We start from the raw sequence: 25,404 nt of genomic DNA on the forward strand, positions 1-25,404 counted from the left end.
CATCATTCCTCCACTTGCAGAATGGCCAGGAAGGCCTCCTGGGGCACTTCCACCGAGCCGATCTGCTTCATGCGCTTCTTGCCCGCCTTCTGTTTTTCCAGCAGCTTGCGCTTGCGGGTGATGTCACCACCGTAGCACTTGGCCAGCACGTTCTTGCGCAGGGCCTTGACCGTTTCGCGCGCGATGATGTTGGCACCGATGGCGGCCTGGATGGCCACGTCGAACTGCTGGCGGCTGATGATTTCGCGCATCTTCGCCACCACGGCACGAGCGCGGTACTGCGACTGGCTGCGGTGCACGATGATGGACAGGGCATCGACCTTGTCGCCGTTGAGCAGGATGTCGACCTTCACCACGTCGGACGGGCGGTACTCCTTGAACTCGTAGTCCATGGAGGCATAGCCCCGGCTGACGGACTTGAGCTTGTCGAAGAAGTCGAGCACGATCTCGCCCAGCGGCAGTTCGTAGGTCAGCATGACCTGCTTGCCGTGGTAGGCCATGTTCATCTGCACGCCGCGCTTCTGGTTGGCCAGCGTCATCACCGCGCCCACGTACTCCTGCGGCATGTACAGGTGCACGGTGACGATGGGTTCGCGGATTTCCTGAATGCGCCCCTGCTCCGGCATCTTGGAGGGGTTCTCGACCATCAGCACTTCGCCGTCGCCCTTGACCACCTGGTACACCACACTGGGCGCGGTGGTGATGAGGTCCTGGTCGAACTCGCGTTCCAGGCGCTCCTGCACGATCTCCATGTGCAGCAGGCCCAGGAAGCCGCAGCGGAAGCCAAAACCCAGTGCCTGCGACACCTCGGGTTCGTAATGCAGAGCCGCATCGTTGAGCTGCAGCTTTTCCAGCGCGTCGCGCAGGGCATCGTATTCGCTGGCCTCGGTGGGGTACAGGCCAGCAAACACCTGGGGCTGCACTTCCTTGAAGCCCGGCAGCGGGTCGGTGGCGAAGGCCAGGTTGGCACCGCTGCTGGTCTTGACGGCCGTGATGGTGTCGCCCACCTTGGCTGCCTTCAGTTCCTTGATGCCCGCGATGACGTAGCCCACCTCACCGGCGTTCAGCGCGTTGCGCGGCTCGTTGTGCGGCGTGAACACGCCCAGCTTCTCGGCGTTGTACTGGGCCTCGGTGGCCATGAGCTTGATCTTGTCGCCCTTGTTCAGGCGGCCGTCGACCACACGCACCAGCATCACCACGCCCACGTAGTTGTCGAACCAGCTGTCGATGATCATGGCGCGCAACGGCCCTTCGGGATTGCCGCGCGGCGGCGGCACCTTGGCCACCACCAGCTCTAGAATCTCCTCGATGCCCATGCCCGTCTTGGCGGAACAGGGGATGGCGTCCGTCGCGTCGATGCCGATGACGTCCTCGATCTCTTGCTTGGCGTTGTCGGGGTCGGCCTGGGGCAGATCCATCTTGTTCAGCACGGGCAGCACTTCCACGCCCAGGTCCAGAGCGGTATAGCAGTTGGCCACCGTCTGAGCCTCCACGCCTTGGCTGGCGTCCACCACCAGCAGCGCGCCCTCGCAGGCCGACAGCGAACGCGAAACCTCGTAGGAAAAGTCCACGTGGCCAGGGGTGTCGATCAGGTTGAGGTTGTAGGTCTTGCCGTCCTTGGCGGTGTATTGCAGCGCGGCGGTCTGCGCCTTGATGGTGATGCCGCGCTCCTTCTCCAGGTCCATGGAGTCGAGCACCTGCTCGCTCATCTCGCGGTCGCTCAAGCCCCCGCAACGCGAAATGAGGCGGTCGGCCAAGGTGGATTTGCCATGGTCGATGTGGGCAATGATGGAAAAATTTCGAATGTGATTCATCACTAACGTTCAAACACGGTGTACGGCATGGTGCCAAGACGGCTGCACGGACGCCGCCACCGGCAGAAACCCCGGTGAGCTACAAAAAAAGGCGCGTCAGCGGCTGACGCGCCTGGAACCAACAATCTGGCAACTGCGATGGTTGGAGCTAGATTGTAGGCAAAAATGGATTTTCAGCGGCCGTTTGGCCGGATCAGGGCGTACTGCGCCCATTCACCCCGGCGAATCAGAACGCTCACGGGCCGTTTTTTGTCCAGGCTGGACAGCACACGTTCAAAATCCTTAAGTGTCCCTATCTGCTGGTTGCCCAAGGCGACGATCACGTCATCCTCACGCAGCCCGGCGCGTGCCGCAGCACCTTCGGCACTGGCCACGAGCACACCGCCTTGCACCTTCAGTTCCTGCTTCTCCGCAGCGGTCAGGTCGCGCACGGCCAGCCCGAACGCCTGTGCTGCGTCCGAGGCCGGGGGCACCTGGCCAGGGGACGATGATTCACCCTGCGCGACCTGCTCGGGCTCTAGGGCGGCAACCGTGACCCGCAAGTCCCGGAACCCGCCACGGCGCCACACGGTCACCGTCGCGTTGGCACCGGGAGCGGTGTTACCCACAATACGAGGAAGGTCAACCGACTTTTCGACAGCCTTGCCGTCGAACTTCACGATGATGTCGCCCGGCTCGATACCGGCCTTTGCAGCCGGGGAGCCGTCTTCCACACCCCGCACCAGTGCGCCCTCGGCCTTCGACAGCCCCAGGGAGTCCGCAAGATCCTTGCTCACGGTGTCGATGGCCACACCGATGCGACCGCGTGTCACCTTGCCGCTGGTGCGCAGCTGCTCCGACACCCGCACCGCCTCGTCGATCGGGATGGCGAAGGAAATGCCCTGGAAGCCGCCGGAGCGCGAGTAAATCTGGCTGTTGATGCCCACGACCTCGCCACGCAGGTTGATCAGCGGTCCGCCGGAATTGCCTGGGTTGATGGCGACATCGGTCTGGATGAAGGGCAGGTAGTCGCCGGTGTCTCGCTGCTTGGCGCTGACGATGCCCGCCGTCACGGTGTTTTCAAGGCCGAAGGGCGAGCCGATCGCCATCACCCATTCGCCCACGCGCAGCCTGTTGACGTCCCCGATGCGCACAGCCTTGAGGCCCGTCGCCTCGATCTTCACCACGGCCACGTCGGTGCGCTTGTCGGAGCCCACCACCTTTGCCTTGAATTCCCGCTTGTCGGTCAGCGTCACGACCATCTCGTCCGCCCCATCAACCACATGCGCGTTGGTCATGATGTAGCCGTCGCTGCTGAGCACGAAGCCAGACCCGACACCCCGGGGGCGCTCGGCATCAGGGCCACGGTCCGGGCGCTGCGGCCCGCGCGGCGTAGCGCCCGGGGGAACAGGTATGCCAAACCGGCGGAAGAACTCCAGCATCTGCTCGTCGGGGCTGGCAGGGCCGCTGCGCTGGCGCACGCGCTCCACGGTGCGGATGTTAACCACGGAAGGCCCCACCTGGTCCACCAGAACGGTGAAATCGGGCAGGCCCGTGACCAGCGGCGCCGGGGCCGCCGGCGCCGTCTGCGCGACCACCGGTGTATGCCCGGCCGACCAGAGCGCGGCGGACAGCGTCACCACGGCGGCGGCAACCAGCACATAACGTTTCAAGCGACGATCAATGGCAATACCTGTTTCCATGGAAACTCCAAAAAACCATCTACGCAAGCAGGGAGAAGAACGTCAGCGGGTGCGTTCCAGCGCTTCGACAAACTGGCGCAAGGTGCCCAGCGGCACTTCGCCCATGGCGGTTACCCAGTGGTCTCCCAGGCGCCTCGTCAAAGAATGCGTCGCTCCAGCCGACACGGCTTGTTCCTTGGTGTGCCTTTTCGGGTCAAAGGTTTCCAGGAAAAGCGACACCGACGCCAGGCCGTCGGAAAACACCCACTGAACGGCAGAGGGCGAACGCGCCTCGGCATCGGAACGGGTGTGACAGCTCATGGACTGAAAGCCTTGCACCGGCTGGCTCAGGCGCCAGCCTTCCGCCTCAGGGGTGGTCTTGCGCAGCAGAGGCTTGATCAGCTGGTAGCCCTTGGGAACGTCCATCTGCCGCGCCAGCGCGTCCATCTTCACCGGCGCATCGAATTGCAGTTCGGTGAAAGCCACCTGCTCCATCACCTGCCCAACCGCATCACGGGTCTGCAGCTTCATGACCAAGCCCGTCTTTTTCTCGGACCAGACACGGTAGCCGTATCGCAGATCGTCCTTGGGCAGGAAATCCACGACCACGGCGTCATACCCGGCAATACGCTCCGAGCCAACCGTGCGGGCGGCGTAAAGATTCTCGATCTGCTGCCCGGGGGCCTTGAGCAGATCGGGGAACAAGCGCAAAGCCTCGCGCTTTTCCTTCAAGGCCAGCTTCGCATCGGGCACCAGCGTCAGGACTTCGTCGTTGCGGCGAAGCGTTGTGCGTGCGGTGCCGGTCAAGGTCTCGATGCGCTCCATCTGCTGCACGCCGTCGCAGACGTGCCAGATCTTGGAAGCAGCAATCTCGGGACCGGCGGAGACGACAAAGGTGCCGATGTAGGCCCGGCGGCGCGATGCCTCATGCAGGCGCTCAAGCCACTGGTGGATGCTCAGTTCCTGGGTGGCGCTGAATGCAGCCGCTGGCGTGGCTTTGGCTGGCTCGCCCGCCCACGCGGGCAAGGCAAAACAGACCAGCGCGGCGGACACCACGCCGACACCTGCACGGGCTCTGGCTACGGGAAACATGCTCATCGTGGATTCAGCGCTGCGGCGACTCGTAAGTGGCGTTGCGCAGGAAGCCAGCTGGCATCTGCAAGGCAGACATGCCACCGTACTGGCGATGCGCGGCCAGCAATTCCTCCAGTTGCGGATCACGGATGACCACGCCACGTTCGGTGATGACAGCCTGGACACGGGGTTGCTCGCCAGAGGCGAGCTGAACGGCGGCCGCAGGCTGGGGCGACTGGGCCAGCTGCGGACCGGCCAACGGCGCCACCGCCACCTGCCAGGCCACCGCCGCCACGGCGGCAAGAGTGGCCACGCCAGCCACCATCTTCCAGCGGAAGACGGCATCGTTGGCTGCAGGCAGCGTGACCGGGATGGCCGCCACCGGCTCGTCCAAGACCCGTCGCGGCACGGCAGTCTGCGGCTCTTCCACGGCAAGCCGAGCCATCACCCCGGCGACAAAACCCGCGTCGGCAGGCGCCGGTGCGTGGTCACCCGCCCGCAGCGCCTCGCCCACCCAGTGGTAATCGCTCCACGCCTGTCGCAAGAGGGGGTCGTCGGCATAGGCCTGGCTCAGGCCCGCCCAATCCGTGCCACCGGCGGGTGCGTGCCCGTCCATCAGCGCAGAAAGTTGCTCGCGCAGGAAGGCTCCGTCATGCGCAGGCTCAGCCCCCTGGAGCTGCTCCATCGCGCCCACGGCTGTTTGGGTGTCTGACTTGGTCTGCATGATCTTTTCGCTTCCTGTTCACGTTCGCGGGTCACCAGCGCTTGCCGGTCTGCCGTTCGAGCATCGGCTTGATACGGGCAGATATGGCTTCTCGGGCCCGAAAAATCCGTGACCGCACAGTTCCGATCGGGCAATCCAGCGCCTGTGCGATTTCTTCGTAGCTGAGTCCTTCGATCTCCCGCAGCGTGATGGCCTGCCCCAATTCCTTGGGCAAGGCCTCCATCGCCGCGTTCACGGCCTCGGCGATTTCCTTGCTCGCCAGCACCGCTTCCGGGGTCTCAGTGTCTGCCACCTGTGCGTTTAGTTCGTGTTCCAGACCGGAAGTTTCATCGTCTTCCGCCGATTTGAGCGAACTCATGAGGACAAGCGGATCCCGCTTGAGCTCCATCAACTGTTTTTTGGCCGTGTTGACGGCGATGCGGTAGAGCCAGGTGTAGAACTGGGCCTCGCCACGGAACTGCCCGAGCGCCCGGTAAGCCCGGATGAACGTCTCCTGGGCGATGTCCTGGACGAGGTCGGTGTCACGGACCATGCGGCCGATCAGGCGCTCTACCCTGCGCTGGTACTTCACCACCAGCATCTCGAAGGCGCGCATGTCCCCTGCCAGCGTGCGCTGCACAAGCATGGCGTCGCTGTCCGGTGCGGGAGGGGAAGGATGGGAGGTGGGATCGGTCATAGAAGGGTTCAGGCGGGCAAATATACCCGAAGGTTCCGGACACACGGCCACAGGGTCAGGACTGGTGGGCTTTGAGAGCCCGCCGCAGGTCATCCCAGACGCCCGGATCGAAGGAGCGCTCCAGCCAGACCCACCACGACAAACCCGCGGCATTGCGCAGGCGCAGCAGCACCATGCCCTGCAGATCCCACACCCATTCCACCCTATCCAGCGGCGTGCCGTGCCGGTAGGCAGCACTGAACCACTGCCAGGCTCCTGCCTGACCATCTCCGGCCCCAGCAGACCCCGCGGCGGGCGGCACCCAGTGCAACCTGCCCTGCGGGGGTTGCTTCAGGCGCCAGTAGCCCCACACCGCCAAGAGCAGACCGGCACCCGCCGAGAACCACCAAGCCCCAGGCCAGGGATTGCCAGTCAGGGACACCGCCCACAGTACCTGCCCCAGAAGCCAGGCCGATACCAGCACAAGAAAAACGCCTTGCGCAAAAACGCTGCGCCCCACCGGGTATTCCACCGAAGGGGCGCAGTGCATGGGAAAAAGCCTGATACGGCGGATCAGACCCGCTTGAACACCAGCGTGCCGTTGGTGCCGCCGAAGCCGAAGTTGTTCTTCACGGCAACGTCGATCTTCAGGTCACGGGCAATGTTAGCGCAGTAGTCCAGGTCACACTCGGGGTCCTGGTTGAAGATGTTGATCGTCGGCGGGCTCTTCTGGTGGTGCACCGCCAGCACGGTGAACACGCTCTCGATGCCCCCGGCACCGCCCAGCAGATGGCCCGTCATGGACTTGGTGGAGTTCACGACCACATTCTTGGCGTGGTCGCCCAGTGCCGCCTTGATCGCGTTGGTCTCGTTGACGTCACCCAGTGGGGTGGAAGTGCCGTGCGCATTCAGGTAGTTCACCTGGTCGGCGTTGACGCCGGCGTTGCGCAAGGCATTGAGCATGGCTCGGCGCGGGCCGTCCATGTTCGGCGCCGTCATGTGGCCTGCATCGGCACTCATGCCGTAGCCGCCCAGTTCGGCATAGATCTTGGCGCCACGCGCCTTGGCGTGCTCGTACTCTTCAAGCACCATCACACCAGCGCCCTCGCCCAGCACGAAGCCGTCGCGGTCCTTGTCCCAGGGGCGGGAAGCCGTCTTGGGGTCGTCGTTGCGGGTAGACAGGGCGCGCATCGCGGCAAAGCCGCCAATGCCCAGCGGCGAGACGGTCGCCTCCGCGCCGCCTGCAACCACCACGTCGGCGTCGCCGTATTCAATCTTGCGAGCGGCCTCACCAATGCAGTGCAGGCCGGTCGTGCAGGCAGTGACCACAGCCAGGTTCGGCCCCTTGAAGCCGAAACGCATGGACACGTGCCCGGAAATCATGTTGATGATCGAGGCCGGCACGAAGAAGGGCGAAATGCGGCGCGGGCCGCGGTTCGTCAGTTCGGCGTGGGTTTCCTCGATCATCGGCAGGCCGCCGATGCCGGAACCGATGATGCAACCTATCCTGCAGGCTTCTTCCTCACCCAGCGCCTCGCCCACAGGCAGGCCAGCGTCAGCCACGGCCTGGACGGCAGCAGCAATGCCATAGTGGATGAAGGTGTCCATGGTCCGCGCCTCTTTGGGCGGAATGTAGGAACCCAGGTCAAAGTCCTTCACCTCGCCCGCAATCTTGCACGCGAAGTTGGAGGCATCGAACTTGGTGATGAGATCGATGCCGGACTGACCAGCCAGCAGGGTGGCCCAGGCTTGCTCCACCGTGTTGCCCACGGGGGAAATGCAGCCCAGACCGGTCACGACGACACGGCGGCGGCTCATCGGCTATCAGGCCTTCTGGTGTGCGACTGCGTAGTCGATGGCGTTTTGCACCGTGGTGATCTTCTCGGCGTCTTCATCGGGGATCTCGATACCGAATTCGTCTTCGAGAGCCATCACCAGTTCCACGGTGTCGAGCGAGTCGGCGCCCAGATCGGCCACGAAAGCCTTCTCGTTGGTCACCTGGGACTCTTCCACGCCGAGTTGTTCGGCAATGATTTTCTTCACACGTGCTTCGATATCGCTCATATTTCCCTCTGAGGGTGGTTGATTTGCAAGGCCGCCATTTTAGCCGGGGCGGGACCAGATGCCTAAAAGCTTGTCCTGGCCGTCCCCGGCCCCCGAGGCGGGCGTTCGGGGGCCGATGTTAGCGCATGCGCGCCAACAGCAGGAAATCAGGCCATGAACATGCCGCCGTTGACGTGCAGTTCCTGGCCGGTAACGTAGGCCGCCTGCGGGCTGGCCAGGTAGGCCACCGCATGGGCGATGTCTGCCGGTTTACCCAGGTGCCCAAGGGGAATCTGGCCCAGCAGGGCCTTTTGCTGCTCCTCGGGCAGGCTGGCGGTCATGTCGGTTTCGATGAAGCCCGGCGCCACGCAGTTGACGGTGATGTTGCGGCTGCCCAGTTCGCGCGCCAGCGCGCGGGTCATGCCAGCCACACCCGCCTTGGCGGCGGCGTAGTTGGCCTGGCCGGGGTTGCCAGACGCACCCACCACGCTGGTGATGCTGATGATGCGGCCGTAGCGCTGCTTCATCATGGGGCGGATGACGGCACGGCTCATGCGGAAGACGGCCTTGAGGTTGGTGTCGAGCACCGCGTCCCAGTCCTCGTCCTTCAGGCGCATGGCCAACATGTCGCGGGTGATGCCGGCGTTGTTGACCAGAACGTGCAGGGCACCATGCTCCTTGACGATGCCGTCGATGAGCGCTTCGGCTTCGGCGGCGTTGTTCACGTCGAGCTTGGCCCCCTGGCAACCCTCGAAATGGGCCAGCGCCTGAGATATCTTGGCAGCCCCGTCCTCGGTGGTGGCGGTGCCGACGACCTTCAGCCCCTTGCGGGCGAGTTCCAGAGCGATGGCGGCGCCAATGCCGCGCGATGCGCCGGTGACCAGGGCCACCTGGCCGGAAAAAACGTTCTCGGTCATGCTCTCTTCTCCTCTCGTTCAACCCAGCAGGGTCTTGACTTCCGCCAGCGTGGCCGGATCGTACAGGGCTGCGCTGGCCAGTTCCGCGTCAATGCGCTTGACCATGCCGGCCAGCACCTTGCCCGGGCCGCATTCCACCACAGTGGTGATGCCGCGCGCCTTGAGGGCGCGAACGCTCTCCACCCAGCGCACCGGGCCGAAGGCCTGGCGGTACAACGCATCGCGGATAGCGTCGGCATCGGTCTGCACGGCAACGTCGATGTTGTTGAGCACGGGAATCTGCGGCGCGGCCAGCACCGTGGCCGCCAGCTTCTCCTTGAGGCGCTCGGCGGCCGGTTTCATCAGGCTGGAATGGAACGGCGCCGACACCGGCAGCGGCAGGGCACGCTTGGCGCCGTTGGCCTTGAGCACCTCGCAAGCCTTTTCCACGGCAGCCTTGCTGCCCGCGATCACCGTCTGGGCCGGATCGTTGAAATTGACCGCTTCCACGACCTCGCCGCTGCCTGCAGCAAAGGTGGCCTGCGCCTCGGCGCAACCGGCCTTGACCTTGTCGGCCTCCATACCCAGGATGGCAGCCATGGCGCCCGTGCCCACGGGCACGGCGTCCTGCATGGCCTGTGCGCGGAAACGCACCAGGGGCGCGGCCTGGGCCAGCGTCAACACGCCAGAAGCCACCAGCGCCGAGTATTCGCCCAGCGAATGGCCGGCAACGGCCGCTGGCAGCGCGCCGCCTTCGGCACGCCAGACGCGCCACGCCGCCACCCCAGCCACCAGCATGACGGGCTGGGTATTGGTGGTCAGTGCCAGGGCCTCCTTCGGGCCTTCGTGGATCAGCCTGGCCACGTCTTCGCCCAGCGCATCGGACGCTTCACGAAGCGTTTCGGCGACGACAGGGTGATCGCCCCAGGCGTCGAGCATGCCAACGGACTGGGAACCCTGCCCAGGAAAAACGAATGCGAATGTAGTCATGAGAAAGTTCTCCTGTGTGAAGGCGCCATCCGGGAGGCGCCTGGATGAACGTGACCGGGGCGGCGCGGTGCCGCCCTCGGCGGGCGTGCTGCGTCAAAGGCGAACCAGCACCGCGCCCCAAGTGAAACCGCCGCCCACGCCTTCGAGCATGAGGTTCTGGCCAGGGCGGATCTGACCATTGCGCACGCCATGGTCGAGCGCGAGCGGAATGGACGCCGCAGACGTGTTGCCGTGCTGGTCCACCGTGACGATGACCTTGTCCATCGGCAGCTTGAGCTTGCGCGCCGTGCTCTGCATGATGCGGATGTTGGCCTGGTGGGGCACCAGCCAGTCGATGTCGGCGTCGGTCTTGCCCGCCTTGGCCAGGGCCGCGCGGGCGGCGTCCTCCAGCAAACCGACGGCCAGCTTGAAAACCGCCTGACCATCCATCTTGAGGAGCGGGTCACCCAGAACCTGGCCACCACTGACCGTGCCAGGCACGCAGAGGATGCCTGTGTGGCGGCCATCTGCGTGGATGTCGCTGGCCAGCACGCCCGGGCCACTGCCGTCGTGCTCGCAGGCTTCCAGCACCACGGCGCCAGCGCCGTCGCCGAACAGCACGCAGGTGGTGCGATCGTTGAAGTCGAGGATGCGCGAGAACACCTCGGCACCCACCACCAGGGCGCGCTGCGCGGCGCCGGTCTGGATCATGGCGTCAGCCACGGTGAGCGCGTAGATGAAGCCACTGCACACGGCCTGCACGTCGAAAGCCGGGCCACCAGCCGCGTCGGCCAGCCCCTGGGCTGCAGCGTGCTCCGACAGCTTGCGCTGCAGGATGGTGGCCGTGGAGGGGAACACCATGTCCGGCGTGGACGTGGCGACAATGATGAGGTCGATATCCCCCACCTGGCGGCCAGCGGCCTCCAGCGCCTTCAGGCAGGCCTGCAGCGCAAGATCGCTGGCGTTGACGCCGCCATCCACGTAGTGGCGGGCACGGATGCCGGTGCGCTCGACGATCCATTCGTCGCTGGTCTCGATGCCGCGCTCGGCGAGCAGCGCGACCATGTCGGCATTGGTCAGGCGGCGCGGCGGCAGATGGCTGCCCGTGCCTGTGATGCGGGAATAACGTCTCATGTGATCTGACTTGGCGAAAGAAGCCCTCAGGCCTCCATGACGGACACGTCGGGCTCTGCTCCGGCGGAGCCGCTCATCAGCGGCGCGGCCTGGGCGATACGGGCTTTGACATTGTCCAGCAACTGGTTGTGTGCCGCATCATACGCGCGCGCCAGCGCCGCCTGGAACGCGAACGCGTCGGCGGACCCATGGCTCTTGAAAACCAGACCGCGCAGGCCCAGCAGCGCCGCGCCGTTGTAACGGCGATGGTCCACCCTCTTTTTGAAGGACGACAGCACCGGATACGCTGCGATGGCGGCCAGCTTGGTGAAGATGCTGCGCGAGAACTCCTCACGGATGAAGCCGCCGATCATGCTGGCCAGACCTTCGCTGGCCTTGAGCGCCACGTTGCCGACAAAGCCATCGCAGACGACGATGTCGGTGGTGCCCTTGAAGATGTCGTTGCCTTCGACGTTGCCGTGGAAGTTGAGGTCGCCGGCTGACGCGGCCTGCCGCAACAGCTGCCCCGCCTGCTTGATCACGTCGTTGCCCTTGATGACTTCCTCACCAATATTGAGCAGACCGACAGACGGCGATTCCTTGCCTGTGGCGGCCACCAGCGCGGACCCCATCACGGCAAACTGCAGCAGGTGCCCGGCCGTGCAGTCGACATTGGCGCCCAGGTCCAGCACCGTGGTGGCGCCGCCTTTTGCATTGGGCATCTGCGATGCGATGGCGGGGCGGTCGATGCCTTCCAGCGTCTTGAGCACATAGCGGGCTATGGCCATGAGCGCGCCCGTGTTGCCTGCAGACACAGCCGCTTGCGCCGCGCCATCCTTGACCTGTGCGATGGCCACGCGCATAGACGAATCCTTCTTGCGGCGCATGGCTACTTCCACGGGGTCGTCCATGGAAACCACCTCGCTGGCCGGCACCACCGTGCAGCGCGTGGCGTCGAGCCCGGAAGGCAGGCTGGCCAGAGCTTCCGGGCGCCCCACCAGCAACAGCCGTGCATCAGGGTGGTTCGACAGAAAGGCCGCACACGCAGGCAGGGTCACTGAGGGACCGTGGTCTCCCCCCATGCAATCGACGGCGATGGTGATCATGCAGGCAACCTCTCAGGAATACGCCGGGTCACGCGAGACCATGCCCCCTAATGGGGGCCGGAAACACGCTGTCAGCATGCCAGAAACACCCGGCAAGCAGACGGTTTTGGCAGAGACCCAGACGAAAAAAGCCCGCATGGACCATGCGGGCTTGGCTTCGGACCCGGTGAGTCAAGACGAAGCGCCAAGGCGCGAATCAGGCCTCGGACTTGTTCTTCAGCACCTGGCGGCCACGGTAGAAACCGTTGGGGCTGATGTGGTGGCGCAGGTGCATTTCACCGGTGGTGGGCTCCACGGCAACGCCCGGAACGGTCAGGGCGTTGTGCGAACGGTGCATGCCACGCTTGGACGGGGACTTTTTGTTTTGCTGGACGGCCATGGTCGGCTCCTATCGATGTGTCAAGAATCTGTGCGGTGGACCGGCGGCGCCAGCCCTCTTATGCCAACCCCTCACGACTGGCTCGACCGGTTTCACCCAGGCCAAGCCCACAAGGCCAGCGCTAAACATCGCATTATAGCTGGACCTTTGGTTTCGTATCAAGTACCGTTTTTGCCGCCCTGCTGCCCGTCCTTGCGAAGTGAGGCCAGCGCGGCGAAGGGGTTGGGCTTCTCAGGGGCGGAATCCTCAGGCAGTTCACCGGCACTCATGCGCACCGGCTCGGGGCAGACGTCGTGCATGGGAATCAGCGGCAAGGCCAGCAGCAGCTCATCTTCTATCAGCGCATGCAGATCAAAGCGGGGCTCCATCACCAGCACGTCCTCCTCACTCTCGTCGTCTTCTGCGGCGGCGGTTGCCTCATCAGCCACGAAGCGGAACCAGCGGTCGACCGCCACCGGCTGCGCAAAGGGCCCAAGGCAGCGCTGGCAGACCTGAGGCACCTGCGCCTGCACCTCCAGGTGCAGCCAGAGCTGGCGCGCCGGGGCAAGCTTGCCCTTGAGCTCCGCTGCCACGGCGTCGGAGACCTGCTGCCGCCACTCAGCCTGGGCACGCCAGATCACTGGCCCCAAGGCTGCGGCCACGGCGGGCTGCTCGGACGAAAGGCGCTCATAGGCAGCCAGAGGCGTTTCGCCGCCCAAGGGACGGCCTTCGTTGGCCAGTTGGCGCAGGTCCACGGCGGTGGACGGGGAAGTGGAATTCATTGCTCGGGTATGGATAATGCTTGTGGATTTTAAAGGCCGAACCCGTCAGCGATGAACGAGCCCCGCTGCTCACAGAGGATGTTGCACACCGCCCTGGACGAGTGGCTGTCCATGGGCGCGAGGGATCTTTGGCTTTTTGCTTATGGCTCGCTGATCTGGAAAGCCGACTTTCCCGTGGAGGAGCGCCGCCTGGCCACCGTGCATGGCCACCACCGGGCACTCAAGATGTGGAGCAAGGTGAACCGGGGCACGCCGGAGCGCCCTGGCCTGGTTTTTGCGCTTCTCTCTGGCGGCAGCTGCCAGGGCCTGGTCCTGCGCGTGCCAGCCACCGAGGTGCCCCGCGTGCTGCCCGTGTTGTGGGAGCGCGAGATGCCGAACCCAGTGTACGACCCCAAATGGCTGCGCTGCCGCACAGCGGCCGGCTGCGTCACCGGCCTGGCGTTCACCCTGTCCCGGCGCAGCCCGAACTTCACGGGAGACCTGAGCCTGGACCAGTACCGCGCCATCTTCGAGCAGGCCCGGGGAAAGTACGGCAGCACGCTGGACTACGCCTTGCAGACACACCGCCAGCTGGAGGCCTTGGGCATCAAGGACATGACACTGGCACGGCTCATGCGCCTGGCCTGCCCGCGGCAGGCCACTGACGGCGTGCCATACTCACAGGCATGAACATCGCCGACCTGCGCAAGAGCTACGAGAAGGCCGAACTGAGCGAGGAAGCGTCGCACGCCGACCCGATGCGCCAGTTCGACCAATGGTTCAACGAAGCCCTGAAGAGCGAGCTGCCCGAACCCAACGCCATGACCGTGGCCACTGTGGGCAGCGACCTTCGGCCCAGCACCCGCGTGGTGCTGATCAAGGGTTACGACGAGCGCGGCATTGTCTGGTACACGAATTACGACAGCCGCAAGGGCCAGGAGCTGGCGGGCAATCCGTGGGCGGCGCTGCAGTTCCACTGGGTGGAGCTTGAGCGAGTGGTGCGCATCGAAGGCCGCGTGGAAAAGGTGAGTCCCGAGGAAAGCGATGCCTACTTCAAGAGCCGGCCGCTGGACAGCCGCATAGGCGCATGGGCCAGCCCCCAGAGCCAGGTGATCGCGGGGCGTGGCGTGTTGGTGGCGAACGCTGCCAAGTACGGCGCGCAGTTCATGCTGAACCCGCCACGGCCGCCGCACTGGGGTGGTTTCCGCCTGGTGCCCGACCGCTGGGAATTCTGGCAAGGCCGCAAGAGCCGCCTGCACGACCGGCTGCGCTACCGTCTGGAAGGCGGCGAATGGCTGCGGGAGCGTCTGGCGCCCTGAGCGCCGCTCGGACCCTTAGGCAGCAGCAGGCAGGCGCTCGATGGCCTGCCCGGCGACAGCCTGCAGTGCCTGCGCCGGCACACGCCCGGGCGCCAGTTCCGCCAGCGGCACCAGCACAAAGGCGCGCTCCCACATGCGGGGGTGCGGCACGGTCAGGCAGGGGGAATCGATACGCCCTTCGCCATAGAGCAGCACATCCAGGTCCAGCGTGCGGGGCGCGTTGACATAGGGCCGCTCCCGGCCAGCGGCCAGTTCCAGCGCCTGCAGTTCGGCCAGCAGCGCGGGCGCGCTCAAACCGGTTTCCAGCTCGGCCACGGCGTTGATGAAATCCGGTCCGCTAGCCTCCCAGGGGGCGGTGCGGTACAGGCTGGAAGCACGCGTCACGCCGGTGTGCGGCAAACGGCCCAGAGATTGCAGCGCGGAAATCACCGCTGCCCGTGCGTCACCCAGGTTGGCCCCCAGGGCGACGTAGGCAACGACGCTCATTCCGCAGCGGGCCCCGGCTCGGCCGGGCCAGCGCCACCGCCCGCAGGCTTGCGACGGCGGCGGCGGCGCTTCTTGGCGGGAGCGGCGCCCTCGTCGGCACCCTCCAGCGCCTCTTCTGGAAGCACGGCCTCTGCGGCCAAGTCCTCCTGAGGCTCCGCCGGTGCACGGAACACACGGCCGCCGCCAGAACGCCCGCCTTTGCCCTCGCCCTTGCCAGACGTGCGGGATTTGGCCCGCTGCTGCGCCAGGCGGATTTCGTCGACCATGTCGCGCCGCACCGGCTCGCTGGCCGTGCTGAAGGTTTCCCACCAATGGGCCAGTTCTTCGTCCAGTTCACCCACCAGGGCGCGCAGGCGCAGGAAGTCGAAGCCAGCACGGAAGCGCGGCTGCTCCACCAGCGAGAACGGCGACGAGCCAGTGCGCTTGTCGAAGCGCGGCTGCATGGTCCAGATCTCGCGCATGTCGGCACCCAGCTTGCCCCGGCCGGAAACGTCGCCGATGCGAGACTCGAACACCTCGTCCACCGCCTCGTGCAAAGCCGGGAAAGGCGGCACACCCGCCTTCTGGCGGCGCTGCCAGCCCTCGCGCACGTCGCTCCAGAGCACGCAGGCCAGCAAGAAGCTGGGCGCCACGGGCTTGCCCTCTCCCACGCGGCGATCGGTGTCCAGCAGAGCGGAGCGCACAAACGGGTCCTGCGCGCGCTGCACCACCAGGTCCAGCAGGGGGTAGATGCCTTGCGCCAGTCCGGCGGCCTGCAACTGTTCGATGCTGGCCAGCGCATGGCCGGTCTGCAGGAGCTTGAGCATCTCGTCGAACAGCCGGCTCTGCGGGATGTCGGCCAGCAGGCCCAGCGACGCGGCGATGGGCGCGCGCGTTTTGTCTTCCAGCTTGAAGCCGACGCCGTTGAGCTTGGCCGCGAAGCGCACGGCGCGGATGATGCGCACCGGGTCTTCACGGTAACGGGCAGCCGGGTCGCCGATCATGCGCAGCAGGCGCTTCTTGGCGTCGCGGATGCCATGGTGGAAATCGACCACGGTCTCGGTTTCCGGGTCGTAATACATGGCGTTGATGGTGAAGTCGCGGCGCGCGGCGTCCTGCTCCATCGGCCCCCAGACGTTGTCGCGCAGCACGCGGCCACTGGCGTCCACGGCGTGCTTCATGCCCGCCAGCTCGCTCTTGGAGGTGCGCTCGTTGCCGCTGACCTGCTCGGCGTCGGCACTGTCCAGGTAGGCCCGGAAGGTGGAAACCTCGATCACCTCGTTCTCACGCCCACGCCCGAAGACAACGTGCACGATGCGGAAACGCCGCCCGATGATGAAGGCGCGGCGGAACAGGTTCTTAACCTGTTCGGGCGTGGCATTGGTGGCCACGTCAAAGTCCTTGGGCCGCAGGCCGAGCAACAGGTCGCGCACGGCACCGCCGACGATGTAGGCCTCGAAACCCGCGCGCTTGAGGGTGTGCACCACGTCCAGCGCGCGGCCGTCCACCAGGGAAGGGTCGATACCGTGCACCGTGGCGGGCACGTCTTCGCGCTTGCCGAAGTTGGGACCTTTGGCCTTGGGTGCCTTGCCCAGCAGTTTGTCGATGAATTTCTTGATCATGCGTGTTCGGGGAACAGGTCCAGGATGCGCCAGCCGCGTTCCTGGGCAATGGCGCGCAGCCCGGCGCCGGGGTTGGTAGCCACGGGCACGTGTGCCTTTTCCAGCAGGGGCAGGTCGTTGGTCGAGTCGGAATAGAAGGTCATGTCCACGTCGTCCCAGCCCAGGCCGCGCTCGGCCAGCCACTGGCGCAGCCGTGTGACCTTGCCTTCGCGGAAGGAGGGGGTGCCGCGGATCTCGCCGGTAAACCAGCCATCGGGGCCGCGCTCCAGCTCAATGGCCAGCAACTCGTCCACGCCAAAGGCGTGGGCGATGGGCCGGGTGACGAATTCGTTGGTGGCGGTGATGATCATCACCTGGTCACCCGCCGCACGGTGGCTGTCGACGAGTTCACGCGCCTGGGGCAGCAAATTGGGGCCGATCACCTCGGCCATGAACTGCTCGTGCGCGCGGGCGGCGGCCTCGGGGCCCTGCTGGCGCACGGCCTCGATGGCGAAGCGCACATAGGCGTGCACGTCGAGCGCTCCCGCCTGGTACTGGGCAAAGAACTCGTCGTTGCGGCGCGTGAAGTCCACCGGATCGGTCCAGCCGATGCGGGTGGTGAACTGGCCCCATGCGTAGTCGGAGTCGATGGGCAGCAGCGTGTGGTCCAGGTCGAACAGGGCCAGTTTCATGCGGTTGGGTCGTCTTTCAGGTGTTCGTGGCGGGCAGTGTCTGGCCGGGCGGCGCTCATTCGTTTTCCAGCATGGCCTTGATGAGCGGGATGGTGATGGCGCGCTGGGTGCGCAGCGCATAACCGTCGAGGCGCTCCAGCAGGAGCATGAGACTGCTGAGGTCGCGCGAGAAACGGTTGAGCATGTAATCCATCACCTCGTCGCCCAGGAAGACGCCTCGCTCGTCGGCGGCGCGGCGCAGCACGGCCCGCCGCTCCGACTCGCCCAGCGCATGCAATTGGAACACATGTCCCCAGCCCAGGCGCGTGCGCAGGTCTTCGCGCAGCACCAGATCGGCCGGCGGCGAGTCGCCCGCCGCCAACACCCAGCGCGCCGGGCCGCTCACCGGCGTCTGCGCGTTGACAAACCAGTTGAAGGCCGCCGCCTGCTGCGCTGCGGTGTAAAGGTGGCATTCGTCCAGGATGACGATGCCCCAGCGGTCGTCGAACTCGGGCGGGGCCAGTGTGCTGGCGTCGAGCCAGCCCACGCCTGCTCCCTGCCCCAGTACGATGTCGCGCACGGCCTGCAGCAGGTGCGTCTTGCCGCTGCCCGACTCGCCCCAGAGGAACGTGGGCACCGGTGACCGCATGGGGTTGCCAGCCCACAGCCGCAGGTGTTCCAGGGCGTCGGCGTTGCCATCGGGCATGAAGTTGTCCAGCGACGGCCGGGGCGCCAGCCCCATGTCAAGTACGAGTTGCTGCATCTCAGTCTCCGCCGAGCCGTCTCAAGGAGACTGAAGCCCCCTCGGGGGGCAGCGAACAAAGTGAGCGTGGGGGCAGTTTCACTTCAACCCCTCTCATCTTCAATCTGGCTGACCGGGGCTGCGGTGCCGTGGGTGTACAAAGGGCTCCCCATGTAGAAGGCCTGCAGCCGGCGCACCGCCACCAGCAGCACCGCGCTGGCGGGCAATGCAATCAGCACGCCGACGAAGCCCAGCACGTGGCCGAACGCCATCAGTGCGAAGATGACGGCGATGGGGTGCAGCCCGATACGTTCGCCCAGCAGACGGGGCGTGAGGTAGAGGCTTTCGACCACCTGCCCGACCGCGTAGACCGCGCCCACCGCCAGCACACCCCACAGCGCCTGGAACTGCAGCAGCGCCGCCAGCAGGCCGAGCACAAGGCCAACGCCGAAGCCCAGGTAGGGCACGAAAACCGCCAGCCCGGTGAACACGCCGATGGGCAGTGCCAGCTTGAGCCCGACAGCAGCCAGCGCAACGGTGTAGAGCACAGCCAGGATGCCCATGACCAGCAACTGGCCACGCAGGTACTGGCCGAGCACTTCGTCGGTTTCGTCGAAGAAGCGCTGCACGCTGTCCTGCCAGCGTGGCGGAACCAGGGCCTTGGCCCGTGCCACCAGGCCGCTCCAGTCCAGCAGCAGGTAGTACGCGACGATGGGCATGAGCACCAGGTTGCCCAGCACGGCGGCCGCAGCGCTGCCGCCAATGCGCAGAGAGGCCAGCACACGCTGCAGGAGTTCGCCCTCGTGGCCTGACACCATGCCCCGCAACAGATCGCGCACCAGGTTGATGTCGATCTGCGCGTCAACCCCCATTCGTGCCATCCAGGGAGCCAGCCAGCGGTTGAACTGCTCCAGCAACGCAGGCACCTGCTCGCGCAACAGCGGCAACTGCTGCGTCACGACCGGCACGATCATCAAGGCCACGGCAAGCAAGACCAGCATCAGCAACGCGATCGCGACCCCGGCCCCCAGCCAGCGGGGCACGTGCCGGGCGTGCATGCGCTCCACCACAGGGTGCAGGGCGTAGGCCATCACCGCAGCCACCACGAAAGGCATGAGCACGGGCGCCAGCAAGTCCAGCAGCCACCACACCGCCACGGCAAGGGCCAGCCAGGCCAGGGCGCGGGCTTGTGTGGGGGTCAGGGACATAGGGAAAAAACCTTGGACATGGCGGAGGCCCGTAAAATCACGCAAATTCTATCGGTCTATCGGCCCACCCTCTCCTATGACAACGACTCCCCTCTCCTACAAAGACGCCGGCGTGGACATCGACGCGGGCGACGCCCTGGTTGAACGCATCAAGCCGCTGGCCAAGAAAACCATGCGCGAAGGGGTGCTGGCCGGCATTGGCGGCTTCGGCGCGCTGTTCGAAGTGCCCAAGCGCTACAAGGAACCCGTGCTGGTGAGCGGCACCGACGGTGTGGGCACCAAGCTGAAGCTGGCTTTCGAGTGGAACATGCACGACACCGTGGGCATCGACCTGGTGGCCATGAGCGTGAACGACGTGCTGGTGCAAGGTGCCGAGCCGCTGTTCTTCCTGGACTACTTTGCCTGCGGCAAGCTGGACGTGGACACGGCCGCCGCCGTGGTGGGTGGCATTGCCAAGGGCTGCGAGCTGAGCGGCTGCGCCCTGATCGGCGGCGAAACCGCCGAAATGCCCGGCATGTACCCGGCGGGCGAATACGATCTGGCGGGCTTTGCCGTGGGCGCGGTAGAGAAAAGCAAGATCCTGACCGGCCAGAACGTACAGGCAGGCGACGTGGTGCTGGGCCTGGCCTCGGCAGGCGTGCATTCCAACGGCTTCAGCCTGGTGCGCAAGTGCATTGAGCGTGCCGGTGCCAGCCTGCCCGCCACACTGGACGGGCAGCCTTTCAAGCAAGCCATCATGGCGCCCACCCGCCTATACGTGAAGAGCGTGCTGGCCGCGCTGGCGCAGCACCCCATCAAGGCCCTGGCCCACATCACCGGCGGCGGCCTGCTGGAAAACATTCCCCGCGTGCTGCCCGAAGGCCTGGCCACCCACCTGACAAAGGGCAGCTGGCCGCAGACCGAACTGTTCGCGTGGCTGCAAAAGACCGCTGCCATCGACGACATCGAGATGAACCGCACCTTCAACAATGGCATTGGCATGGTGGTGGTGGTGGACGCTGCCAACGCAGAGGCGACCGCAGCCACGCTGCGCGCCCAGGGCGAGACGGTCTACGCCATCGGCACCATCACCCAGCAAGGCAGCGGCGCCCAGGTGGTCGTGTCCTGATTTGACCGGTTCCTGTCCGGCAACGGCCGGACGGCCGGGCAGCAGCCCGGCACCATGAGGGCTCCTAACCATTTCAGGAGCCCTCATGAAAACAGCTCTCATCGTCATCGACGCCCAGGCGTCCTTCCAGCACCGCCCCTACTACACCGAACGCGACGTGGGTGACTACCTGCGTGCCCAGAACGCGCTGATCGAGGGCTGCGTCAGCCGTGGCGTGCCGGTGGTGCGCGTGCTGCACAGCGACGGTCCGGAAACGCCCGACAACCCTTTTGCCATGGCATCCGGCCACGTGCGCCCGATGGACGGCCTGGCCGACTTCGACGCCGCAGCCACCTTCCTCAAACACCGCCACAGTGCCCTGGTGGGCACAGGGCTGGACGTCTGGCTGGTGGAGCATGGCATTCAGCGCCTCGTCGTCAGCGGCATACGCACCGAGCAGTGCTGCGAGACGACCACGCGACACGCGTCGGACCTGGGTTGGCGCATAGACTACGTGACCGAAGCCACCCTCACCTTTGACATGACCCAGCCCAATGGCCAGCCCTTGTCCGCCGCGGACATCAAAGCCCGCACCGAGACCGTGCTGGCCGGGCGCTTCGCAACCGTGTGCACGGTGGAGCAGGCCCTGACGCGCCTGGCCTGACGGGAAACACGGCCCCTATGTCACACCCCACCCTTTCCACGCGCCAATGGCTGATGGCCCTGTGCATCGTCACCATATGGGGGCTGAACTTCGTCGTCATCAAGGAGGGGCTGAGCGGTGGCGTGCCGCCTTTCCTGCTGGGCTGCCTGCGCTTTGTGCTGGTGTTCTTCCCCGCCGTGTTGTGGGTGCCACGCCCGAAGGTGGATTGGCGCTGGCTGCTGGCCTATGGGTTGACGATCAACCTGGGCCAGTTCGCACTGCTGTTCTGGGCCATGTCGGTGGGCATGCCCGCCGGATTGGCGTCGCTGGTGCTGCAGGCACAGGTGCTGTTCACGCTGGGCCTGTCGGTGCTGCTGTGGCGCGAGCGCCTGCATGCGGTGAATGTGACGGGGTTGCTCATTGCGATTGGGGGATTGTGGCTGCTGGGGGCACAAAGCCTCACACAAGCCCCGGCTGGCAGCCAGATGACGCTGGCGGGCTTGGTGCTGACGCTGGGCGCGGCGTTCAGCTGGGCATGCGGCAACGTCATCAGCAAACGCATGATGAGCACACAACCCCAGGGCGGAGGCGCGCAGGCGCTGCTGGGTGTGGTGGTGTGGAGCGCGGCCGTGCCGATTCTGCCCTTCGCGCTGCTGTCGTGGTGGTTCGAAGGCCCGCAGCGGCTGGCAGCGGTGTGGACAGACCTGCAATGGGGCACGGTGCTGGCCGTGGCCTACCTGGCATATGCCGCCACCATCCTGGGTTACACCCTGTGGGGCACGCTGCTCACCCGCCTGCCCACCAGCACGGTAGCGCCGCTCACGCTGCTGGTGCCCGTAGTGGGCCTGAGCAGCGCCTGGCTGCTGCTGGGTGAGCAACTGTCCTTGCTGCAGTTCGTGGGTGCGGCCACCATCCTGGCTGGTCTGGCCATTCACGTGTTCGGGCGCCGCCTGCTGGCCATCTGGAGCCCACCTGCCCCTGCGGTACAAGGCCATGATTGACGTGCACTTCCTGCTGCTGCCTGGCAGCCTGATCATGGACTGGGCAGGCCCGGCAGAGGCGCTGCGCATTGCCAACCAGTGCCTGCGCGCACGCGGGCAGGCCGAATTGTTCCGCCTGCATTACGTGGGCCCGCAGGCGCAAGCCGAAAGCTCGGTGGGCGCACAGATCAGCGGCCTGCAGCCCCTGCCCGACGCCGACCGCCTGCACGCTGGCGGCCAGCGCTGGATTGTGGTGGTGGGACAACCGGGTGAGCGCGTGGTGCTGGACACCCCGGCCATGCGCGACGCCCTGCACTGGCTGCGCGGCCTGCGGCTGGCCCCGGGCCGCGTGGAACTGCTGTGCGTGTGCGCGGGCACCATCATCGCGGCGCATGCCGGTTTGCTGAGTGGCCGGCACGTGACGACCCACCACCAGCACCTGGAAGAGCTGCGCCAGAGCGACCCGCACTGCCGGGTGCTGGACAACCGCGTCTTCGTGACCGACGGGCCGGTATGCACCAGCGCCGGGGTGACGACGGGCATCGATCTGTTCCTGCACCGCATCTCGGCGCTGGCCGGGCCGGCCCTGGCCGCCCAGGTGGCGCAGGGCATGGTGGTGGCGCTGCGGCGCGGCCCGGGGGACCCGGAACTGTCGCCCTTCCTGAACCACCGCAACCACTTGCACCCCGCCCTGCACCGCCTGCAGGATGCGATTGGCGAGCAGCCGCAGGCCGACTGGCCGGTGGCACGCATGGCCGAGGTGGCCTGCACATCGCCAAGGCACCTGACCCGTCTGTTCCTGACGCACGCGGGCATTGCCCCCTTGCGTTACCTGCAAGGCATACGGCTGGGCTTGGCGCAGGCGGCCCTGCGGGCAGGCATGAGTGTGACGAAGGCGGCAGAAACGGCTGGCTTCAGTTCCGACACGCAACTGCGCCGCACCTGGCGCCAGCACGGTCTTCAGGGCTCGCCTGCCAGCGCACAACCCTAAGTTGCACTGGGGAGAGGGTCAGCTCAACTCGCGGCGCAGGGCGCGCAACCGCTCAGAGATGGCGTCCGCGTCGAGCGGATCTTCCGCGTGAGCCAGATAGGCTTCCAGATCGGGCACGGCCCGGGCAGGCTGGCCCAGTTCGGCCAAGGCGAGGCCACGGTCACGAACGTCGGGCCAGGCGTCTGGCTGGAGAACGACCAGGCGGTCGAGCACCGCTACCAGGCGCGGCCAGTCTTCCTGCGCGTTGTGGATTTCCTTGAGGTTGCGCAGCACCCTCGCCAGGATGTCGCGCGGCTGGGCGGATTGGAGGTACAGGCCCACCGGCACGTCGAAATCGTCCACCAGCCCGTTGCGCCGCTTGAAAGGCTCCAGGCGCTCCGACAGGTCCTCACGGCTGAGGGATTGACCAGTGAAGGGGTCGATCACCACCTGGCCCTGCGGCAGGTTGACCTTGACCATGAAGTGCCCGGGAAAATTCACCCCCCGCGCCTGCAACCCCAGGCCCACGGCCAGCTCCAGCCAAAGCACGGCCAACGTGATGGGAATGCCACGGCGCGTGCGCAGCACCACGTTGAGGTAGCTGTTGTCGGGGTCGTAATAGTGGTTGACGTTGCCGCCAAAGCCCAGGTCCTGGAAGAAGAACTGGTTGAGCATGCGCAGGCGCTGCAGCGGCCCAGCATCGGCTGGCAGGCGGCGGCGCAGGCGGGCCAGCAGCTGGTCCACGTCGCCGAGCACCGTCTGCACGTCAAGCTCGGGGTACTCGTCCATGGCCACTGCGGCCGTGGCCTCCAGCAAGGGGAAACCGTCGTCCTCGCGCACCAGGGCGGCAAAGTATTCCAGCGGAGACGGCGCCTGAAAAGAAAAAGCCATGCCTTACTTTCGCACAAACTGGCGCAGTTGCACACCCGCCAGCAACAGCACGCCGAAATACACCACCACCGCGCCCAGCACGATGGCCGCGAGCGTGAGGATGCGGCGCCAGGCGTCCACGGCGTTGACCCAGTCCACGCGCCCACCCGCCCAGAGCAGGAACACGGCCAGCAAGGCGGCGGCGGCCACCACCTGCAGCCCAAAGCGCGCCCAGCCAGCCTGCGGCTTGTACGCCCCCCGCCGCACCAACCCGACCAGCAGCCAGCCCGCGTTGAGCAGCGCCCCCAGGCCGATGGCCAGCGCAAGCCCCGCGTGCGCCAGATGGGGCACCAGCAGGAAGTTCATGGCCTGCGTGAACAACAGCACCGCGATGGCAATGCGCACCGGCGTGCGGATGTCCTGCCGCGCATAGAACCCCGGCGCCAGCACCTTGATGGCGATCAGCCCCAGCAAGCCCACGCCATAGCCCATGAGGGCCAGCGAGGTCTGGCGAACGTCCGCTGCGGTGAAAGCCCCATAGTTGTAGAGCACGGCCACCAGCGGCTGCGCGAAGGTGAGCAGTGCCACGGCACACGGCACGGCCAACAACACCACCCAGCGCAAGCCCCAGTCCAGCAGGCCGCTGTAGCGGTCCGGGTCATTCGCCGCCTGGGCGGCGGACAACTGTGGCAGCAAAACCACGCCCAGTGCCACCCCCAGCATGGCTGTGGGGAACTCCATCAACCGGTCTGCATAGGTGAGCCAGCTGACGCTGCCCGTGACGAGGTGAGAGGCGATCTGCGTGTTGATGAGCAGGGAGATTTGCGCCACGCTCACCCCCAGCAAGGCGGGCAGCATGAGCGTGGTGATGCGCTGGGTACCTGGATGCGCCCACGCCGCGCGCAGTGCCTTCCAGGACATACCGATGCGCGGCAACAGGCCCAGACGGTGCAGCGCAGGCAATTGCACGCCCAGTTGCAGCATGCCGCCCACCATCACTCCGCCCGCCAGCGCGTAGATGGGCTCGATGCCGAGCGAACCGAACCACGGCGCCCCCCAGGCGGCCGCGCCGATCATGGCCACGTTGAGCAGCACGGGCGTGGCGGCGGGCACCGCAAAACGCTTCCAGGTGTTGAGCACACCGGCCGCCAGGGCCACCATCGACATGAAGCCGATGTAGGGGAACATCCAGCGGGTGAGCACCACCGCCGTGTCGAACCCCTGCGGGTTCTGCTGCAAGCCGGCCGCCATGGCCCACACCAGTAAGGGCGCGGCCAGAATGCCCAGCACGCACGTCAACGCCAGCGCCCAGGCCAGCACCGTGGCCACCTGGTCGATCAGCACCTTGGTGTCGGTGTCGCCATGCTTTTCGCGGTTGGCGGCCAGCACCGGCACAAAGGCCTGACTGAAGGCCCCTTCGGCGAACAGGCGGCGCAGCAGGTTGGGAATGCGGAAGGCGACGTTGAAGGCGTCGGTCAGGGCGCTGGCGCCGAATGTGGCGGCAATGAGCAGTTCACGCACCAGCCCCGTGATGCGGGAAGCGAGCGTAAGCAGCGAGACGAGGGAGGCGGATTTGAAGAGCGACACGGCGACAGAGTGTAGCGGGCATGCACGCGCGAAGACCCGCAAGGGCAATGTCCACAAGGCCCTGCGCGCGCAGCCCGACCCCCTACA

The 25,404-nt window shown here is 66.1% G+C and carries 27 protein-coding genes; 6 read left to right on the forward strand and 21 right to left on the reverse strand.

Annotated features, from left to right (window positions below; all coding sequences use genetic code 11):
* Positions 1 to 2: 2 nt before the first annotated feature.
* The 14 genes from lepA to ACYVHH_RS01370 form a co-directional block, all read right to left on the reverse strand.
* Positions 3 to 1,814 (reverse strand): translation elongation factor 4, encoded by a 1,812-nt coding sequence (lepA, locus tag ACYVHH_RS01305; RefSeq protein WP_460563197.1) that lies wholly within the window; start codon positions 1,812 to 1,814, stop codon positions 3 to 5.
* Positions 1,815 to 1,987: 173 nt separating this feature from the next.
* On the reverse strand, positions 1,988 to 3,496 hold the full coding sequence (locus ACYVHH_RS01310) for a DegQ family serine endoprotease (RefSeq protein ID WP_460563198.1): 1,509 nt from the start codon (positions 3,494 to 3,496) through the stop codon (positions 1,988 to 1,990).
* A 42-nt stretch (positions 3,497 to 3,538) separates the two neighbouring features.
* Positions 3,539 to 4,573, reverse strand: a complete 1,035-nt coding sequence (locus ACYVHH_RS01315) for a MucB/RseB C-terminal domain-containing protein (RefSeq protein ID WP_460563199.1) — start codon at positions 4,571 to 4,573, stop codon at positions 3,539 to 3,541.
* Between the two features lie 7 nt (positions 4,574 to 4,580).
* Positions 4,581 to 5,273, reverse strand: coding sequence for a sigma-E factor negative regulatory protein (locus tag ACYVHH_RS01320; RefSeq protein ID WP_460563200.1), 693 nt, complete (start codon positions 5,271 to 5,273; stop codon positions 4,581 to 4,583).
* 31 nt (positions 5,274 to 5,304) lie between these two features.
* A complete protein-coding gene (rpoE, locus tag ACYVHH_RS01325) occupies positions 5,305 to 5,949 on the reverse strand; it encodes an RNA polymerase sigma factor RpoE (protein ID WP_460563201.1) in 645 nt (214 codons plus the stop codon).
* A 55-nt stretch (positions 5,950 to 6,004) separates the two neighbouring features.
* Positions 6,005 to 6,478, reverse strand: a complete 474-nt coding sequence (locus ACYVHH_RS01330; protein ID WP_460563202.1) for a hypothetical protein — start codon at positions 6,476 to 6,478, stop codon at positions 6,005 to 6,007.
* Between the two features lie 23 nt (positions 6,479 to 6,501).
* The gene (gene fabF / locus ACYVHH_RS01335) at positions 6,502 to 7,746 is read right to left on the reverse strand and encodes a beta-ketoacyl-ACP synthase II (RefSeq protein WP_460563203.1); all 1,245 of its coding nucleotides are present in this window, start codon (positions 7,744 to 7,746) and stop codon (positions 6,502 to 6,504) included.
* A 6-nt stretch (positions 7,747 to 7,752) separates the two neighbouring features.
* Positions 7,753 to 7,992 (reverse strand): acyl carrier protein, encoded by a 240-nt coding sequence (acpP, locus tag ACYVHH_RS01340; RefSeq protein ID WP_123299754.1) that lies wholly within the window; start codon positions 7,990 to 7,992, stop codon positions 7,753 to 7,755.
* A gap of 146 nt (positions 7,993 to 8,138) precedes the next feature.
* Complete coding sequence (gene fabG, locus ACYVHH_RS01345; protein WP_460563204.1) at positions 8,139 to 8,888, reverse strand: 3-oxoacyl-ACP reductase FabG; 750 nt, start codon at positions 8,886 to 8,888, stop codon at positions 8,139 to 8,141.
* A gap of 18 nt (positions 8,889 to 8,906) precedes the next feature.
* A complete protein-coding gene (gene fabD / locus ACYVHH_RS01350; RefSeq protein WP_460563205.1) occupies positions 8,907 to 9,857 on the reverse strand; it encodes an ACP S-malonyltransferase in 951 nt (316 codons plus the stop codon).
* Positions 9,858 to 9,950: 93 nt separating this feature from the next.
* Entirely contained in the window at positions 9,951 to 10,970 is a 1,020-nt protein-coding gene (locus ACYVHH_RS01355) for a beta-ketoacyl-ACP synthase III (RefSeq protein WP_460563206.1), read from the reverse strand.
* A 26-nt stretch (positions 10,971 to 10,996) separates the two neighbouring features.
* Positions 10,997 to 12,055: a phosphate acyltransferase PlsX gene (plsX, locus tag ACYVHH_RS01360; RefSeq protein ID WP_460563207.1), complete on the reverse strand. Its 1,059-nt coding sequence runs from the start codon at positions 12,053 to 12,055 to the stop codon at positions 10,997 to 10,999.
* 196 nt (positions 12,056 to 12,251) lie between these two features.
* A complete protein-coding gene (gene rpmF / locus ACYVHH_RS01365) occupies positions 12,252 to 12,434 on the reverse strand; it encodes a 50S ribosomal protein L32 (RefSeq protein ID WP_460563208.1) in 183 nt (60 codons plus the stop codon).
* Positions 12,435 to 12,592: 158 nt separating this feature from the next.
* Positions 12,593 to 13,195, reverse strand: a complete 603-nt coding sequence (locus tag ACYVHH_RS01370; RefSeq protein ID WP_460563209.1) for a YceD family protein — start codon at positions 13,193 to 13,195, stop codon at positions 12,593 to 12,595.
* Between the two features lie 78 nt (positions 13,196 to 13,273).
* On the opposite strand from ACYVHH_RS01370, the gene ACYVHH_RS01375 reads away from it, so the two are divergent.
* Positions 13,274 to 13,864 (forward strand): gamma-glutamylcyclotransferase, encoded by a 591-nt coding sequence (locus ACYVHH_RS01375; RefSeq protein WP_460563211.1) that lies wholly within the window; start codon positions 13,274 to 13,276, stop codon positions 13,862 to 13,864.
* A complete protein-coding gene (gene pdxH / locus ACYVHH_RS01380) occupies positions 13,861 to 14,493 on the forward strand; it encodes a pyridoxamine 5'-phosphate oxidase (protein ID WP_460563212.1) in 633 nt (210 codons plus the stop codon). The genes ACYVHH_RS01375 and pdxH overlap by 4 nt, the downstream gene beginning before the upstream one ends.
* A 15-nt stretch (positions 14,494 to 14,508) precedes the next feature.
* Here pdxH and folK read toward each other — a convergent pair whose 3' ends face one another.
* The 5 genes from folK to ACYVHH_RS01405 all read right to left on the reverse strand — a co-directional run bounded on the left by folK (position 14,509) and on the right by ACYVHH_RS01405 (position 19,180).
* Positions 14,509 to 14,979, reverse strand: a complete 471-nt coding sequence (folK, locus tag ACYVHH_RS01385; RefSeq protein ID WP_460563213.1) for a 2-amino-4-hydroxy-6-hydroxymethyldihydropteridine diphosphokinase — start codon at positions 14,977 to 14,979, stop codon at positions 14,509 to 14,511.
* Positions 14,976 to 16,580, reverse strand: coding sequence for a polynucleotide adenylyltransferase PcnB (pcnB, locus tag ACYVHH_RS01390; protein WP_460563214.1), 1,605 nt, complete (start codon positions 16,578 to 16,580; stop codon positions 14,976 to 14,978). The genes folK and pcnB overlap by 4 nt, the downstream gene beginning before the upstream one ends.
* Positions 16,577 to 17,251 carry a histidinol-phosphatase gene (locus ACYVHH_RS01395; RefSeq protein ID WP_460563215.1) on the reverse strand — a complete coding sequence of 225 codons (675 nt, stop codon included), beginning with the start codon at positions 17,249 to 17,251 and terminating at the stop codon, positions 16,577 to 16,579. The genes pcnB and ACYVHH_RS01395 overlap by 4 nt, the downstream gene beginning before the upstream one ends.
* Positions 17,252 to 17,306: 55 nt before the next feature.
* On the reverse strand, positions 17,307 to 17,993 hold the full coding sequence (hda, locus tag ACYVHH_RS01400) for a DnaA regulatory inactivator Hda (protein ID WP_460563216.1): 687 nt from the start codon (positions 17,991 to 17,993) through the stop codon (positions 17,307 to 17,309).
* An 83-nt stretch (positions 17,994 to 18,076) separates the two neighbouring features.
* Positions 18,077 to 19,180, reverse strand: coding sequence for an AI-2E family transporter (locus tag ACYVHH_RS01405; RefSeq protein WP_460563218.1), 1,104 nt, complete (start codon positions 19,178 to 19,180; stop codon positions 18,077 to 18,079).
* A gap of 76 nt (positions 19,181 to 19,256) precedes the next feature.
* Between ACYVHH_RS01405 and purM the strand changes: the two genes are divergently transcribed.
* From purM to ACYVHH_RS01425, 4 genes are all read left to right on the forward strand, one after another.
* On the forward strand, positions 19,257 to 20,288 hold the full coding sequence (gene purM, locus ACYVHH_RS01410) for a phosphoribosylformylglycinamidine cyclo-ligase (protein ID WP_460563219.1): 1,032 nt from the start codon (positions 19,257 to 19,259) through the stop codon (positions 20,286 to 20,288).
* A gap of 85 nt (positions 20,289 to 20,373) precedes the next feature.
* Positions 20,374 to 20,931: a cysteine hydrolase family protein gene (locus ACYVHH_RS01415; protein WP_460563220.1), complete on the forward strand. Its 558-nt coding sequence runs from the start codon at positions 20,374 to 20,376 to the stop codon at positions 20,929 to 20,931.
* 17 nt (positions 20,932 to 20,948) lie between these two features.
* On the forward strand, positions 20,949 to 21,911 hold the full coding sequence (locus ACYVHH_RS01420; protein ID WP_460563221.1) for an EamA family transporter: 963 nt from the start codon (positions 20,949 to 20,951) through the stop codon (positions 21,909 to 21,911).
* Entirely contained in the window at positions 21,904 to 22,881 is a 978-nt protein-coding gene (locus tag ACYVHH_RS01425) for a GlxA family transcriptional regulator (protein WP_460563222.1), read from the forward strand. Before ACYVHH_RS01420 ends, ACYVHH_RS01425 begins: the two co-directional genes overlap by 8 nt.
* 18 nt (positions 22,882 to 22,899) lie before the next feature.
* On the opposite strand, the gene ACYVHH_RS01430 is transcribed toward ACYVHH_RS01425, so the two are convergent.
* Both ACYVHH_RS01430 and murJ read right to left on the reverse strand, forming a co-directional pair.
* On the reverse strand, positions 22,900 to 23,751 hold the full coding sequence (locus tag ACYVHH_RS01430; protein WP_460563223.1) for a SirB1 family protein: 852 nt from the start codon (positions 23,749 to 23,751) through the stop codon (positions 22,900 to 22,902).
* A 3-nt stretch (positions 23,752 to 23,754) separates the two neighbouring features.
* Positions 23,755 to 25,317 carry a murein biosynthesis integral membrane protein MurJ gene (murJ, locus tag ACYVHH_RS01435; RefSeq protein ID WP_460563224.1) on the reverse strand — a complete coding sequence of 521 codons (1,563 nt, stop codon included), beginning with the start codon at positions 25,315 to 25,317 and terminating at the stop codon, positions 23,755 to 23,757.
* Positions 25,318 to 25,404 lie beyond the last annotated feature (87 nt).

The sequence above is a fragment of the Hydrogenophaga aquatica genome, assembly GCF_054780915.1.

What these genes read in the sequence shown, in the direction of transcription:
- lepA (WP_460563197.1), bottom strand. Translation starts at nt 1,814, where the DNA reads ATGAATCACATTCGAAATTTTTCCATCATTGCCCACATCGACCATGGC.
- ACYVHH_RS01310 (WP_460563198.1), bottom strand. Translation starts at nt 3,496, where the DNA reads ATGGAAACAGGTATTGCCATTGATCGTCGCTTGAAACGTTATGTGCTG.
- ACYVHH_RS01315 (WP_460563199.1), bottom strand. Translation starts at nt 4,573, where the DNA reads ATGAGCATGTTTCCCGTAGCCAGAGCCCGTGCAGGTGTCGGCGTGGTG.
- ACYVHH_RS01320 (WP_460563200.1), bottom strand. Translation starts at nt 5,273, where the DNA reads ATGCAGACCAAGTCAGACACCCAAACAGCCGTGGGCGCGATGGAGCAG.
- rpoE (WP_460563201.1), bottom strand. Translation starts at nt 5,949, where the DNA reads ATGACCGATCCCACCTCCCATCCTTCCCCTCCCGCACCGGACAGCGAC.
- ACYVHH_RS01330 (WP_460563202.1), bottom strand. Translation starts at nt 6,478, where the DNA reads ATGCACTGCGCCCCTTCGGTGGAATACCCGGTGGGGCGCAGCGTTTTT.
- fabF (WP_460563203.1), bottom strand. Translation starts at nt 7,746, where the DNA reads ATGAGCCGCCGCCGTGTCGTCGTGACCGGTCTGGGCTGCATTTCCCCC.
- acpP (WP_123299754.1), bottom strand. Translation starts at nt 7,992, where the DNA reads ATGAGCGATATCGAAGCACGTGTGAAGAAAATCATTGCCGAACAACTC.
- fabG (WP_460563204.1), bottom strand. Translation starts at nt 8,888, where the DNA reads ATGACCGAGAACGTTTTTTCCGGCCAGGTGGCCCTGGTCACCGGCGCA.
- fabD (WP_460563205.1), bottom strand. Translation starts at nt 9,857, where the DNA reads ATGACTACATTCGCATTCGTTTTTCCTGGGCAGGGTTCCCAGTCCGTT.
- ACYVHH_RS01355 (WP_460563206.1), bottom strand. Translation starts at nt 10,970, where the DNA reads ATGAGACGTTATTCCCGCATCACAGGCACGGGCAGCCATCTGCCGCCG.
- plsX (WP_460563207.1), bottom strand. Translation starts at nt 12,055, where the DNA reads ATGATCACCATCGCCGTCGATTGCATGGGGGGAGACCACGGTCCCTCA.
- rpmF (WP_460563208.1), bottom strand. Translation starts at nt 12,434, where the DNA reads ATGGCCGTCCAGCAAAACAAAAAGTCCCCGTCCAAGCGTGGCATGCAC.
- ACYVHH_RS01370 (WP_460563209.1), bottom strand. Translation starts at nt 13,195, where the DNA reads ATGAATTCCACTTCCCCGTCCACCGCCGTGGACCTGCGCCAACTGGCC.
- ACYVHH_RS01375 (WP_460563211.1), top strand. Translation starts at nt 13,274, where the DNA reads ATGTTGCACACCGCCCTGGACGAGTGGCTGTCCATGGGCGCGAGGGAT.
- pdxH (WP_460563212.1), top strand. Translation starts at nt 13,861, where the DNA reads ATGAACATCGCCGACCTGCGCAAGAGCTACGAGAAGGCCGAACTGAGC.
- folK (WP_460563213.1), bottom strand. Translation starts at nt 14,979, where the DNA reads ATGAGCGTCGTTGCCTACGTCGCCCTGGGGGCCAACCTGGGTGACGCA.
- pcnB (WP_460563214.1), bottom strand. Translation starts at nt 16,580, where the DNA reads ATGATCAAGAAATTCATCGACAAACTGCTGGGCAAGGCACCCAAGGCC.
- ACYVHH_RS01395 (WP_460563215.1), bottom strand. Translation starts at nt 17,251, where the DNA reads ATGAAACTGGCCCTGTTCGACCTGGACCACACGCTGCTGCCCATCGAC.
- hda (WP_460563216.1), bottom strand. Translation starts at nt 17,993, where the DNA reads ATGCAGCAACTCGTACTTGACATGGGGCTGGCGCCCCGGCCGTCGCTG.
- ACYVHH_RS01405 (WP_460563218.1), bottom strand. Translation starts at nt 19,180, where the DNA reads ATGTCCCTGACCCCCACACAAGCCCGCGCCCTGGCCTGGCTGGCCCTT.
- purM (WP_460563219.1), top strand. Translation starts at nt 19,257, where the DNA reads ATGACAACGACTCCCCTCTCCTACAAAGACGCCGGCGTGGACATCGAC.
- ACYVHH_RS01415 (WP_460563220.1), top strand. Translation starts at nt 20,374, where the DNA reads ATGAAAACAGCTCTCATCGTCATCGACGCCCAGGCGTCCTTCCAGCAC.
- ACYVHH_RS01420 (WP_460563221.1), top strand. Translation starts at nt 20,949, where the DNA reads ATGTCACACCCCACCCTTTCCACGCGCCAATGGCTGATGGCCCTGTGC.
- ACYVHH_RS01425 (WP_460563222.1), top strand. Translation starts at nt 21,904, where the DNA reads ATGATTGACGTGCACTTCCTGCTGCTGCCTGGCAGCCTGATCATGGAC.
- ACYVHH_RS01430 (WP_460563223.1), bottom strand. Translation starts at nt 23,751, where the DNA reads ATGGCTTTTTCTTTTCAGGCGCCGTCTCCGCTGGAATACTTTGCCGCC.